Source organism: Janibacter indicus, from assembly GCF_900176385.1.
GTDB classification, from domain to species: domain Bacteria; phylum Actinomycetota; class Actinomycetes; order Actinomycetales; family Dermatophilaceae; genus Janibacter; species Janibacter indicus.
The window spans coordinates 138844-151678 of the sequence record NZ_FWXN01000002.1; the positions used below are offsets into that span (position 1 = coordinate 138844).

A 12835-nucleotide genomic window follows, 5' to 3' on the forward strand; every position below is an offset into this window, starting at 1 on the left:
ATGACGACGACGCAGAACGCCCCGCTCCTGGAGTCCACGACCGACATCGATGCCACGCCCGAGCAGGTCTGGGCGGTCATCACCGATCCGCGAGCCCTCGGCGGACTGTCCGACCAGGTGGTGCGCACCCACGTCGTGGGCACGGCCCCCGTCGGGCTCGGCACGCGCACGATCAACATCAATCGTCGTGGTCCGCTGCTCTGGCCGACCCGCGCCAAGGTCGTGCGCTTCGAGCCCGCGCGCGACTACGCCTTCCGGGTCAAGGACAACGCGACGATCTGGTCCTTCGAGCTGGCGCCCTCTGCGACGGGTGGCACGACGGTGACCCACCGACGCGAGGCACCGCAGGGCACGACGCAGATCTCGCGCACGCTGCAGGACAAGGTGCTCGGTGGCGTGCCCGACTTCGACCGCGAGATGGAGGCCGGCATGGCCACCACCCTGCGCCGGCTCAAGGCCCTGCTCGAGCGCTGAGGGGCACCGCTCCTCCCGGTGGCTGAGGAGCGAGGAACGAGTGTCTCGAAGCCACGGACGAAGGGGGATGCTCCCGGCGAGGAGGGTTGGCGCGCTGCCGAAGTCCTTCGTCGTCGCGTGGTCACCGGGTCGTTCTCGACTTCGGCTTGATGTGCGCAGCCATCCCCCTTCGTCCTGCGGCTCCCCCTTCGTCCTGTGACGCTCTCCTCGAGTGAAAGACAGAGCGCGTGTTCGCTCACGCGCTGTGTATTTCACTCGAGGTGGCCTCCCGTCGTCCTGCGGCTCTCCCGCCGCCATCGAGGAGCGGGGGACAACCCCCGGGAGGGATGGGTACTTCTCCCCATCGACCCGTCACTGCGGCATCCATAGGTTTGTGGGTGTCAGCAGGGCACGGGGACGCTCCTCCTGACACCGGCCCGGAGCCTGCAGGGGGGTTCCGGACCACAGCGCAGGGCGGGACTCCGCAGGGGGAGTCCCGCCCTTCGTCGTGCCCGTATCGCAACCGGCCCCGCCGTGGGACGATGAGCGCATGTCCACACCAGCAGGGGGCCCGAGCGTCCCGCCGCCTCCGGGCGGCTCCTTCGGCAACACGCAACCGCCGTCCGGTCAGTTCGGCCAGACGCCACCCTCCTCCGGGCCCGCCTACGGCGCACCGGGTCAGCCGGGTCAGACCGGCGGCTACGGCGGTCCGGGAGGACCGGCCGGCCCCGGAGGTCCGGGGCAGCCCTACGGCGGTGGGCCCGGTGGCCAGCCGCCGAAGAAGGGCATGGGCAAGGGAGTCATCGCCGCGATCGTCGGCGTCGTCGCCCTCGTGCTCCTGGTCTGCTGCATCGGCGGCTTCTTCATCGCCAACCGTGATGACGACGACCCGACCTCCTCGACGACGACGAGCGAGACGACCACGGAGTCGACGACCGAGTCGACCACCGAGACCTCCGAGCCGACGTCCGAGACGACCACGGAGTCGACGACCGAGACCTCGGAGCCGACCTCCGAGACCTCCTCGTCCAGCTCGGCCGCCGCCGGCAGCCTCCCGGAGGAGTTCGACGGGTGGCAGCGCGGGACGACCAGCTCCAGCGGTGGCCAGGACACGGCCGTCTACCGCAAGGGCTCCGACACGATCTCGGTCGTCGTCGGCGAGGGCGTCAAGCCGGCCGACTTCGAGGCGATCTGGGACAACCCCAAGAAGGTCGGCGACTACAACTGCGGCGAGCTGTCCTCCACCACGCAGTGCGCTGGCGAGACCGGCGGCACGACCTACCTCATCACCTCGGCGTCCGGCTCGTCCGCGTCTGAGGTCTCCAAGATCCTCGGCGAGTTCCTCAAGGCCGTGTGAGCCAACCCACCACCCACCGGAAGGGTCTCGTCCTCGGACGAGGCCCTTCCGTCGTCCTCGCCCCGCCTAGGGTGGAGGCATGCCCCGGCACATCACGACGACCATTCAGGACGGGATCGGGCACGTGCGCCTGGCCCGCCCTGACAAGCTCAACGCGCTGACGCTCGACATGCTCGACGACCTCGTCGCCGCCGCCCACGGGCTGCGCGCCGACCGACGGCTGCGCGCCGTTGTCATCTCCGGTGAGGGTGACTCCTTCTGCGCCGGTCTCGACTTCGGCTCGGCGATGAAGAAGCCGTCGGGCATCGCCACCCGCTTCCTCCCGCGACCGTGGCGGGGGACCAACACCTTCCAGGAGGCGCCCTGGGCCTTCCGTCGGCTGCCGGTCCCGGTCATCGCCGCCGTGAGCGGGCACTGCCTCGGTGGCGGTCTTCAGATCGCCCTCGCCGCCGACTTCCGGATCACCCATCCTGACGCGACATGGTCGGTGCTCGAGGGGCGCTGGGGGATCATCCCCGACATGTCCGGGGTGCAGGCGCTGTCGGAGCTCGTCGGGATCGACGTGGCGAAGAAGCTGACGATGACCGCTGACAAGATCTCGGGCACGCGCGCCCAGGAGCTCGGCCTGGCGACCGAGGTCGCCGCCGACCCGGTCGCGGCTGCCACCGAGCTCGCCCAGCAGCTGGCGACCCGCTCGCCCGACGCGCTCGCGGCGACCAAGCGGCTCTTCGACGGCACGTGGCACCGCAGCCCGCGCCGCACCTTCGCCCGCGAGCGGCGTGAGCAGCTGCCGCTGCTGCTCGGGCCCAACGCCGCGCGGGCGCGGGTGGCCAACTCCCGCAAGGAGTCCCCCGACTTCCTGCCCCGTCAACGGCGGATGGTCCCGTGAGCGGCGGCCCCCGCACCCAGACCGGCTTCCTCCCGATTGTTCCGGAGGACCTGCCCGAGGGCTGGACGACCCGGGTGCCCGACGAGACCGACGTCGACGAGCTCATCGCGCTCGTCTCGTCGGCCAAGCGGGCGGTCGACGGTTCCGGTGCCGTCGAGGCCGAGCTCGTCGCCGGCGAGGCCGTCGGCGAGGGGTCGTGGACCCGCCGGCAGGTCGTCGTCGCGGACCCGCAGGGCGTGATCAGGGTTTGGGCCAGGGTGCACGATCGGGCGGCCGGACGGTCCAACGTCGACCTGACCGCCGACCCGGCGCTGGGCCGCGAGGTCGAGCAGGAGCTCGCCGTCTCGCTCCTCGCCTGGGCCGAGGCGGTCGCGCTGCGCATCGCTCGCGGGCGCGGGCTCGGGGGTACCCGGCTCGACGTGTCGGTGCACGAGGACGATGACCGCCTGCGCAGCATGCTCGAGGCGGCCGGCTTCACCCGCGCCCGTCGGTGGCTGCAGATGAGTCGGCCGATCGGTCCCGGCGACGCCGAGCTCGCCGAGACCCGCGAGGGCGTCGTCGTGCGCCAGGTCGCGCGCCGCGAGGACGGCACCCCGGTCGCGGCGGACCTGCAGGCGGTCTACCGGATGATCGAGGAGTCCTTCGCCGACCACTTCAACTCCTATCGCGAGTCCTTCCCGGAGTTCCTCTCGCGGCTGCGCGAGGCGCCCGGCCACCGGTGGGACCACTGGTGGATCGCCGACATCGAGATCGAAGGCCAGTGGGTGCCCGGGGGCGCCGTCGCCGCGGCGGTGCTGCCCGAGGACGCCGACGGCCACGAGGGCACCTACATCGACTACATCGGCGTCCACCGGTTGGCTCGGGGCCGCGGGGTCGCCAAGTCGCTGCTCCACGCCGTCATCGCCGACGCTGCCCGCCGCGGCCGCAACCGCGTCTCGCTCGAGGTCGACGCCGACAGCCCGACGGGAGCCGACGGGATCTATGCGTCGATGGGCTGGGTCACCCGCTATCGCACCGAGTCGTGGCACCGCGACGTGCGCGTCGAGGGCACCGACGCCCCGGTGCCGCAGGCGCGCCTCGACGAGTCCTGAGCTCCCCCTTCGCACGCCATGAAGCTGCATTGCCCTACGGCAATGCAGCTTCATGGCGCCGCCCTCCCGCATTGCCGTAGGGCAATGCGGAGATCGCAGGTCAGGCGTCGATGCGCCGGGTCTCGATGGTGAAGTCCTGTGCCCGCAGGCGCTCGATGAGCGGGGCGGCCATCGCGACTGCGGGGGTGAGCACGCCCCCTTCGCTCGTCAGGTCGTCCTGGGCGAGGCACAGCGCGGCCTGGCCGAGCATGATCGCCGTGCCGTTGTAGCCGGGGTCGGCCTTGGCCGCGACGGTCGTCGCGTACTGCGCGCCACCGGTGGTGGAGGCGACGACCTCCATCGTGAAGCGGCCGTTGACCCGCGTCTGCTCGTCCGGACCCTCGCCCGGCTCGGGCAGGAACCGGTCGACGACCCGACGGGTCGGCGCGAAGGACAGGCCGGCGACGAGACCGAGCAGGCCGGCGGTCATGCCGGTAGCGGCGAAGGGGGACTTCGCTCGGCTGCCGAAGTCGGTCACCTCGTGGTAGCGGAAGGCACGGCCGTAGGCCCAGCCGAGCAGGGCATTGCTCCGGCGCACGATGCGCGTGTTGTACGACGCCATGATGAAGGGGCCGGTCCAGTGGCCATCGGCCGTGCGGCGCACCGGCAGCCGGGAGCCGACCTTGCCGAGGGTCGAGCGCACCCGCGAGTGCTCGGTGGTCGACGGCGCGACCTCGGCCCGGTCGGCGCTCGTCGGCTCGGCGGCGCGGTCGGGGCTCAGGCCGTAGGGGTCGTTGATGACCCGCCGGTCCTCGACGGACTCGCGGGCGGCGATCGTCTGGCGGCGCATCGAGTCAATCGTGCCGCCGGAGAGGCCGCCGCGCAGGCGGCGCACGAAGAGCACCGTGTCGGTCAGCTCGCCGGCGCCCTCCTCGCGGGCGACCCGGGCGGTCTCCCAGACGCCGATGTCGGAGGGGATCGAGTCGAAGCCGCACGAGTGGACGACCCGGGCGCCGGAGCGCTGGGCCACCTCGTGGAAGGCCTCGGCGGAGTCACGGACGAAGAGCACCTCGCCGGTGAGGTCGGCGTAGTGCGTGCCGGCGACGGCGCAGGCCTTGACGAGCTCGCGCCCGTAGGCGGCATAGGGGCCGACCGTGGTCACGAGGACGCGCGTGCGGGCGGCGAGGTCCGCGCAGGCGGCGGGGTCGGAGACGTCGACGACGACCCGCGGCCAGGTGGCGGCGACGCCCCCGAGCTCGGCGGCGAGGGCGTCGAGCTTGTCCCGCGAGCGTCCGGCGAGCGCGACGCGCAGGCCTTCGGGGGCGTGGTCGCGCAGGTGCGCCGCGGTGAGCCGGCCGACGAAGCCGGTGGCTCCGACGAGCACGACGTCGAGGTCGCGGGCAGCGGTGGGTGCAGTCATGAATCGACACTAACCCGTTGTGCCCCAACCTGTTTCATCTTCAACCGACTCGCACCCTTCCCTTGCGGGGCACTCTCCGATAGACAGGGAGCCCGGGGACGATGTCGTCCCTCCTCTCGACAGTGAAGGAGAAGCACCATGACGCAGCCTCCGAACGACACCCCTGACCTGCCCGAGGAGGCCATCGGCGGCGTGCCCGTCGAGGCCCCGACCGCCGGTGACGGCGGTGCCGATGGCGCAGCCGGTGACGGTGGCGCGGACGGTGCTGCCGGTGACGGTGGCGCGGACGGTGCTGCCGGTGACGGTGGCGCGGACGGTGCTGCCGGTGACGGTGGCGCGGACGGTGCTGCCGGTGACGGTGGCGCGGACGGTGCTGCCGGTGACGGTGGCGCGGACGGTGCTGCCGGTGACGGTGGCGCGGACGGTGCTGCCGGTGACGGTGGCGCGGACGGTGCCGCTGGTGACGGTGGCGCCGATGGTGCTGCCGGCGACGGTGCTGCCGGTGACGGTGGCGCCGACGGCGGAGCCTGAGTGAGCGACGCCCACGAGGCCGGTGCACCCGCGCGGTGCACCGGCCTCGCCCGTGTCACCGACCTCGGCCCCGAGGAGCTCGAGCGCTCCTGGGGACGAGAGCCCCGGCACGTGCCCGCGGCGGCGCTGCCGACCCCCTTCGACGACCTCCTGACGACCCGCGACGTCGACGACCTGCTCTCGCGGCGCGGCCTGCGCACCCCCTTCCTGCGCGTGGCCCGTGACGGGCACACGCTCGCCGACGCCGACTTCACCCGCGGCGGTGGCGTCGGCGCGGGCGTGACCGACCAGCTCGACGACACCGCGCTGCTGCGCCTCTTCGCCGAGGGGCACACCCTCGTCCTGCAGGGCCTGCACCGCACCCACCCGCCGGTGCTCGAGCTCGCCCAAGACCTCGCCGCCGACCTCGGCCACCCCGTGCAGGTCAACGCCTATGTCACCCCGCCGAGCAGCCGGGGCTTCGCCGCGCACTACGACGTCCACGACGTCTTCGTCCTGCAGACCGCGGGCGAGAAGCGCTGGAGCCTGCACGCGCCGGTCCAGCCGCACCCGCTGCGTGACCAGCCATGGCAGGACCGGCGCCCGGCCGTCGAGCAGGCGGCCGCCGGCGAGCCGCACCTCGAGGTCACGCTGCGGCCCGGCGACGTGCTCTACGTGCCCCGCGGCTGGCTGCACTCCGCGACCGCCCTCGGCGGCGTGAGCACGCACCTGACCGTCGGCATCCACGTGTGGCACCGCGGACACCTCGCCGAGGCCGTCCTCGACGCCGCGCGAAGGGGGCTGGCTGCGCAGGAGCCGCAGCGCACCTCCCTTCGTCCCGGGGTGGACGTCGCAGACCCCGAGGCCATCGCCGACGACCTCGCCGCCGTCCGCGAGGCCCTGCTGCGGGCCGTCGCCGACGTCGACGCGAGCGCCGTCGCCGCCCGCCTCGCCGCTCGCCAGCGCGCGGCCCAGCGGCCGGCGCCGGTCGACCCGGTCGGGACCGTCGAGGCCCTCGCCGACGGGTTCGACGACCTCGCCGTCGCGCCCCGCGCCCACCTGCAGGCCTCCATCGCGACCGGTACCGAGGGTGCGGTCCTCGTCAGCCGGGCCGGGAGGCTGCCCCTCACCGACGACGACGCGGCGGCGGTGACGGCGTGGCTCGCGGCCGAGGCACCCGCCGTGCTCGACCCCGACCTCGCCCGGCGGCTCGTCGTCGCCGGGGTGGCGGTGCCCGCCGCCGAGCGCCCCGCGTAGGCTCGCGAGCGTGAGCACGACCCCCTCCGCGAGTCCCTCCCGGTGCTCGCTCGCCGCCCTCGAGCGCGGCGACGTGCCGGTCGGCACCGCCGTGCCCGCGCGCTACTGGATGCTCGTCGGTCACCCCGGCCCGTGGCCGGCCAAGCCGATCGCGGCGCCCGGCATCGTCGACGTCCGCGACGACCTCGAGGCGGTCCTGGGGCGCTTCGGTGCCCGGCTGCATCTCATCCGCCGGCACGGCCGGCTCGACGGCGACCAGATCGAGGCCGAGGGCCTGCGACAGGTCTTCCTCGTCGATGTGCACCGCGGGCTCGTCGGCCGGGCCCACTGGGAGCGACCCGAGGACCTCGTCGAGCTCGCCGGGCGCTTCGACGACCTGCCCGACCCGACGAGCGAACCGCTCTTCCTCGTGTGCACCCACGGCCGCAAGGACGTCTGCTGCGCCGTCGAGGGGCGGGTCGTCGCGGCCGTGCTCGACGACGCGCTGCCCGGTGCCGTGTGGGAGACCACCCACCTGGGCGGCGACCGCTTCGCCGGCAACGTCGCCGTCCTGCCCGAGGGCTCGATGTACGGCCGGCTCACCGGGGACACCGCCCCGCAGGTGATCCTCGATCACCTCGACGGACGCGTCGACCTCGACCGCTGGCGCGGCCGCTGCTCGTGGCACCCGGCGGCGCAGATAGCCGCCCACGACCTCATGCGCGCCGACCCGACCGTGCTGCTGCGTGACCTGGCCCGGCCACGGCTCGAGGAGAGGGGCGACGAGGCCTGGCTGGTGCACCTCGACCACGGTGGGGAGACCTCCCTTCGTCACGTGGTGCGGACCATGAGCGCACCCCACCAGCTGACCTGCGGAGGGGCTGCCAAGGTGCAGGCGCTCTTCGAGGTGACGGCACCCGCCTGACGGCCGGTGTGAGATCGCTCCTGCCGCCCCGGACCGAGGGCGGATCGTGGGCCGTCAGCGGCTACGATCTGGGCCCATGACGACGACGCCGCAGACGAGCAACGCAGCCGACGACCACCTCACCGAGTGGGCGGACCGCCAGGCCAAGGCGGAGGCGATGATCCCCGTCGTGGGCCGCCTCTACCGTGAGTTCGGGGTCGTGACCTCGATCCACGGCCGCACCCTGCTGGGGCAGTCCTCGACCGATGTGCTCAAGGCGCACCGCTTCGCCCGTCGCGTCGACATCGCGTTGACCGTCGACGACACCCTGCCGATGCTCGAGGCGCTCACCGCCCTGCAGCCCGGCCCGGCCTCCATCGACGTGGCCCGCCTGCACCGCCGCCGCCTCGAGGCCGGCGAGGGCGTCTCCCTCGAGGACTTCCTGCGCTCCGAGCTCGCCGACGTCGTCGGCAAGCACGGCCAGGGCGAGCTGCCGAGCACCGACGTCGTCCTCTACGGCTTCGGCCGCATCGGCCGCCTGCTGGCCCGCATCCTCATCGAGCACGCCGGCACCGGCCACGGCCTGCGGCTGCGCGCCGTCGTCGTGCGCAAGGGCGCCGACAACGACCTGTCCAAGCGGGCCAGCCTGCTGCGTCGCGACTCGGTCCACGGGTCCTTCGCCGGCACCATCACCGTCGACGAGGAGGCCAACACGATCCTCGCCAACGGCACCCTCATCCAGGTCATCTACTCCGACGACCCGTCGAGCGTCGACTACACGCAGTACGGCATCGACGACGCGATCGTCGTCGACAACACCGGCAAGTGGCGCGACGAGGAGGGCCTGTCCAAGCACCTGCAGTGCCCCGGCGTCTCGCGTGTGCTGCTCACGGCTCCCGGCAAGGGCGGCCTGCCCAACATCGTCAGCGGCATCAACGACGCGATGATCGGCGACGCCAAGGTCGTCACGGCCGCGTCCTGCACGACCAACGCGATCGTCCCCGCGCTCAAGGCGGTCAGCGACGAGTACGGCATCGTCGGCGGTCACATCGAGACCGTCCACGCCTTCACCAACGACCAGAACCTCATCGACAACTTCCACAAGGGCGAGCGTCGCGGCCGCTCCGCGGCGCTCAACATGGTGCTCACCGAGACCGGTGCCGCCAAGGCCGTCTCCAAGGCGCTGCCCGAGCTCGAGGGCAAGCTCACCGGCAACTCGGTGCGCGTGCCGACCCCCGACGTGTCGATGGCGATCCTCAACCTCACGCTGGAGCGGGGCGTCGAGCGCGAGGAGCTCAACGACTTCCTGCGCGAGGCCTCGCTCTACGGCGACCTGCACAAGCAGCTCGACTACATCGACAGCCCCGAGGTCGTCTCGACCGACTTCGTCGGCAACCGCCACGCGGGCATCGTCGACGGCCGTGCGACGATCACCTCGGGCGACCGGGTCGTCCTCTACGTCTGGTACGACAACGAGTTCGGCTACTCCTGCCAGGTCGTGCGCGTCCTCGAGGAGATGGCCCAGGTCCACCCGCCGGCCTTCCCGGCGGTCTGAGCCGCGGGTCGTCGCACCCCCGCCACACGTTTTCCGGGTCACCCGGGAAACCCCCGCTTCGCACGGGTTTCAAACCCTTGCGAAGCGGCGGTTTCTCGGGTGACCCGATGTTCGTGGGGCCAGTGGGGTGAGGGCCCAGCCCCCGTGCCTAGCGAAGGGGGCGGACCGTCGCCTTGTGGCCGCCGCAGGTGCGCCCCTCCTCGGGGGCGTCGACGATCCGGGCGGCGTTGAGCACGGAGAGCGAGTCGAAGCTCGGGCGCCCCTCGATGACCGAGCGGTACTCGTAGCGGGTCAGGCGCTGGGCCCGGCACTGCTCGTCGAAGGTCAGCACGTCGAAGGAGCTCGGCTGGCCGACGAGCTCGGCGTCGGGCCCGCCGACGAAGTGAGAGAGCGTGCCGCCGCCGGTGAAGGTGCCGACCTGCAGGCGGTTGCCGCTCACCTGCGGCACGTGCCCGTGGCCGTGGACGCGCAGCCGCCCGGGGGCGTCCTCGAGCGCGGGCTCCTCGTGGGAGACGGTGATGTCCGGCGGTTCGGCATCGCCGAGGGCCTCGACCCAGCGTTCACGGGCCGCGACCTGCTCGTCGGTGCTGCCGTCGTCGGCGTCGCCGTAGTAGCGCGGGTCGTTGAACCCGGCGATCCGCAGGCCGCCCACCTCGATCTGCTGGTACTCGCCCGAGCCGGGCTCGAGGAGCGTCACGCCGTCGGTGCCGGCGAGGTCGTCGAGGAGCTGGGTGTCGTCGACGGCGCTGCGGTCGTGGTTGCCGGAGACGAAGACATAGGGCACCCCGAGCGAGGAGATCGACCGGTAGAGGTTGCTCAGCCCGGCCTCCTGGACCCGCCCGAAGTTGATGAGGTCGCCGGAGTCGATGACGACGTCGATGTCCTGCTCGCGCACGATCGTGCGCATCAGGGCGTACTGGTTGGAGGCGTGCACGTCGGAGACGAGCAGCACCTTGAGCGCGGCGGTGTCGTCCTCCGCCTCCGGCGCGTACTCCTGCTGCATGGCCGTCGACAGCGCGAGGAGGTTGCGCAGGTAGGGCGTGGCCTGGTCGGCCCGCTGCTCGACGTCGTCGAGCAGGTCGCGGTTGGCGATCGCCAGCTGGAGCAGCCCGCTCGAGCGCAGCTCGACGAGCCGGTCGGGGTCGTAGGTGCGCCACGCCGACAGGCCCAGGGTCGACAGGGTGACCGCGGTGACGAGGCTCGCGCCCAGGACGGTCCGCCGGTGCGGGAGTGTGCGGCGGCGCAGCCGGACGACGCCGAGGCACAGGAGCAGGCCCAGCACACCGCCGGCCGCGAAGCGCAGCCCGACCCCGACCGCGGCCTCGGTGATCACCCGGGTGCGCTCCTGGGAGCTGACGTCGAGGCTCGCGGCATCGAGGTTGCCCGAGGCGACGAGGTCGGTGATCGAGGGCTTGACCCGCGGCGAGACCTGCACGCCCGGGGCGATGCCGGCGAACTGCGCGGACACGCTCCCGACGACCGTGTCGGTGCCGATGTGGGACCGGTCCGTCCAGCTCGGCGACAGGCGCACGTCGGCTGCGTAGTAGTCGGTCTCGACGGTCACGGGCCACAGCGAGGCGGTGACGAGCCCGCCGGTGACGACTGCGGCCACGAGGGCCAGGGTCGCGGCGACGAGGCGCAGACGGGCGGTCCAGGACATGGCGCCCACTGTAGGCAGAGGCCACCTGAACCCCAGTTGCTACTGGCCAGTAATGCAGTTTAGGGTCAGGTCATGAATGCTGATGCCATCGTCGTGGGCCACGGCCTCGCCGGACTCGTCGCGACCGCGGAGTTGGCCGACGCCGGCCGCAAGGTCCTCCTCGTCGACCAGGAGAGCGAGGCCAACCTCGGCGGTCAGGCGCACTGGTCCTTCGGTGGCCTCTTCTTCGTCGACAGCCCCGAGCAGCGACGCCTGGGCATCAAGGACTCTGCCGAACTGGCCCACTCCGACTGGATGAACACCGCGGGCTTCGACCGCGACGAGGACCACTGGCCGCGGCAGTGGGCGCAGGCCTACCTCGACTTCGCCGGCGGTGAGAAGAGGTCGTGGCTGCACGAGCAGGGGATGCGCTGGTTCCCCATCGTCGGCTGGGCCGAGCGCGGCGACGGATCGGCGCACGGGCACGGCAACTCCGTGCCCCGCTTCCACATCACGTGGGGGACCGGACCGGGGGTCGTCGCCCCCTTCGTCCGTCGTGTGGAGCAGGCCCGGGAGCGGGGCCTGGTGACCTACGCCCACCGGCACCGCGTGGACGAGATCATCGTCGAAGGGGGTGCCGCCGTCGGTGTGCGCGGGGTCGAGCTGGCGCCTGACGGCGCCGAACGGGGCGTGGCGACCAACCGCGACAGCATCGGGGGCTTCGAGCTGCGGGCCCCCGTCGTCCTCGTCGCCTCGGGAGGCATCGGTGGCAACCACGACCTCGTGCGCGCCAACTGGCCGGAGCGGCTCGGCACGCCGCCGAAGCACATGGTGACCGGGGTGCCGGCGCACGTCGACGGCCGGATGATCGGGATCACCGAGGCAGCCGGCGGCAACCTCATCAACCGCGACCGCATGTGGCACTACGTCGAGGGGATCCGCAACTGGGACCCCATCTGGGCGCAGCACGGCATCCGGATCCTGCCCGGGCCGAGCTCGATGTGGCTCGACGCCGAGGGCACCCGCCTGCCGGCGCCGCTCCTGCCCGGCTACGACACGCTCGGCACGCTGGCGCACCTGCGGGCCACCGGGCACGACCACTCGTGGTTCATCACCAACCGGTCGGTCGCCGGCAAGGAGTTCGCCCTCTCCGGCTCGGAGCAGAACCAGGACCTCACCGGCAAGGAGGTCTCCGGCGTCATCCGCAAGCGCTCGCTGGCCGACGTCACCCCGTCGATGCAGGCCTTCCTCGACCACGGCGCTGACTTCGTCCAGGCCGACACGGTCGAGCAGCTCGTCGCGAAGATGAACGAGCTCGTCGAGGACGGCGAGCCGCGACTCGACCCCGCCCTCGTGAAGAAGCAGGTCGACGAGCGCGATGCGCAGCTGGACAACCCCTACGCCAAGGACGCGCAGATCGCCGCGATGCGGGTCGCCCGCTCCTACATCGGCGACAAGATCTCCAAGCGCGCCTACCCGCCGCACAAGCTGCAGGACCCGAAGAAGGGCCCGCTCGTCGGGGTCAAGCTGCACGTCCTCTCCCGCAAGACCCTCGGGGGCTTCGAGACCGACCTCGGCGCACGGGTCCTGGGGCGCGACGGCGAGGTGATCCGCGGGCTCTACGCGGCCGGCGAGGCGGCCGGCTTCGGTGGCGGCGGGGTCCACGGCTACCGGGCCCTCGAGGGCACCTTCCTCGGCGGCTGCATCTTCTCCGGCCGATCGGCCGGCCGGACCATGGCGCAGGACCTCGGCGACTGAGCCGTCCTCGGAGGTGACCCGGGCGTAGGGTGGCCCGGTCACGA

General features: G+C 72.6%; 11 protein-coding genes. 9 read left to right on the top strand and 2 right to left on the bottom strand.

Annotated features, from left to right (window positions below; translation table 11 throughout):
- From B9B60_RS02490 to B9B60_RS02505, 4 genes are all read left to right on the top strand, one after another.
- Positions 1-474 carry an SRPBCC family protein gene (locus B9B60_RS02490; protein WP_084449715.1) on the top strand — a complete coding sequence of 158 codons (474 nt, stop codon included), beginning with the start codon at positions 1-3 and terminating at the stop codon, positions 472-474.
- Between the two features lie 529 nt (positions 475-1003).
- Positions 1004-1810: a hypothetical protein gene (locus tag B9B60_RS02495; RefSeq protein WP_143445399.1), complete on the top strand. Its 807-nt coding sequence runs from the start codon at positions 1004-1006 to the stop codon at positions 1808-1810.
- 79 nt (positions 1811-1889) lie between these two features.
- Entirely contained in the window at positions 1890-2699 is an 810-nt protein-coding gene (locus B9B60_RS02500; RefSeq protein ID WP_072625799.1) for a crotonase/enoyl-CoA hydratase family protein, read from the top strand.
- Complete coding sequence (locus B9B60_RS02505; RefSeq protein ID WP_084449717.1) at positions 2696-3790, top strand: GNAT family N-acetyltransferase; 1095 nt, start codon at positions 2696-2698, stop codon at positions 3788-3790. Before B9B60_RS02500 ends, B9B60_RS02505 begins: the two co-directional genes overlap by 4 nt.
- Positions 3791-3890: 100 nt before the next feature.
- Here the strand turns inward: B9B60_RS02505 and B9B60_RS02510 are convergent, their stop codons facing one another.
- Positions 3891-5189, bottom strand: a complete 1299-nt coding sequence (locus B9B60_RS02510; RefSeq protein ID WP_084449718.1) for a saccharopine dehydrogenase family protein — start codon at positions 5187-5189, stop codon at positions 3891-3893.
- Between the two features lie 226 nt (positions 5190-5415).
- Between B9B60_RS02510 and B9B60_RS02515 the strand changes: the two genes are divergently transcribed.
- The 4 genes from B9B60_RS02515 (at position 5416) to B9B60_RS02530 (ending at position 9394) form a co-directional block, all read left to right on the top strand.
- Positions 5416-5724, top strand: coding sequence for a hypothetical protein (locus B9B60_RS02515; RefSeq protein ID WP_159451134.1), 309 nt, complete (start codon positions 5416-5418; stop codon positions 5722-5724).
- Positions 5721-6956: a cupin domain-containing protein gene (locus B9B60_RS02520; protein ID WP_084449719.1), complete on the top strand. Its 1236-nt coding sequence runs from the start codon at positions 5721-5723 to the stop codon at positions 6954-6956. The genes B9B60_RS02515 and B9B60_RS02520 overlap by 4 nt, the downstream gene beginning before the upstream one ends.
- A gap of 10 nt (positions 6957-6966) precedes the next feature.
- Entirely contained in the window at positions 6967-7860 is an 894-nt protein-coding gene (locus tag B9B60_RS02525; RefSeq protein WP_084449720.1) for a sucrase ferredoxin, read from the top strand.
- A 76-nt stretch (positions 7861-7936) separates the two neighbouring features.
- Positions 7937-9394, top strand: a complete 1458-nt coding sequence (locus tag B9B60_RS02530; protein ID WP_084449721.1) for a glyceraldehyde-3-phosphate dehydrogenase — start codon at positions 7937-7939, stop codon at positions 9392-9394.
- Between the two features lie 148 nt (positions 9395-9542).
- On the opposite strand, the gene B9B60_RS02535 is transcribed toward B9B60_RS02530, so the two are convergent.
- Positions 9543-11054, bottom strand: a complete 1512-nt coding sequence (locus B9B60_RS02535; protein WP_143445400.1) for a metallophosphoesterase family protein — start codon at positions 11052-11054, stop codon at positions 9543-9545.
- A 72-nt stretch (positions 11055-11126) separates the two neighbouring features.
- On the opposite strand from B9B60_RS02535, the gene B9B60_RS02540 reads away from it, so the two are divergent.
- Positions 11127-12791 (top strand): FAD-binding dehydrogenase, encoded by a 1665-nt coding sequence (locus tag B9B60_RS02540; RefSeq protein WP_084449723.1) that lies wholly within the window; start codon positions 11127-11129, stop codon positions 12789-12791.
- The last annotated feature ends 44 nt before the right edge of the window (positions 12792-12835 follow it).

Coding starts and splice junctions, on each gene's coding strand:
- B9B60_RS02490 (WP_084449715.1), top strand. CDS start 1: ATGACGACGACGCAGAACGCCCCGCTCCTGGAGTCCACGACCGACATC.
- B9B60_RS02495 (WP_143445399.1), top strand. CDS start 1,004: ATGTCCACACCAGCAGGGGGCCCGAGCGTCCCGCCGCCTCCGGGCGGC.
- B9B60_RS02500 (WP_072625799.1), top strand. CDS start 1,890: ATGCCCCGGCACATCACGACGACCATTCAGGACGGGATCGGGCACGTG.
- B9B60_RS02510 (WP_084449718.1), bottom strand. CDS start 5,189: ATGACTGCACCCACCGCTGCCCGCGACCTCGACGTCGTGCTCGTCGGA.
- B9B60_RS02530 (WP_084449721.1), top strand. CDS start 7,937: ATGACGACGACGCCGCAGACGAGCAACGCAGCCGACGACCACCTCACC.
- B9B60_RS02535 (WP_143445400.1), bottom strand. CDS start 11,054: ATGTCCTGGACCGCCCGTCTGCGCCTCGTCGCCGCGACCCTGGCCCTC.
- B9B60_RS02540 (WP_084449723.1), top strand. CDS start 11,127: ATGAATGCTGATGCCATCGTCGTGGGCCACGGCCTCGCCGGACTCGTC.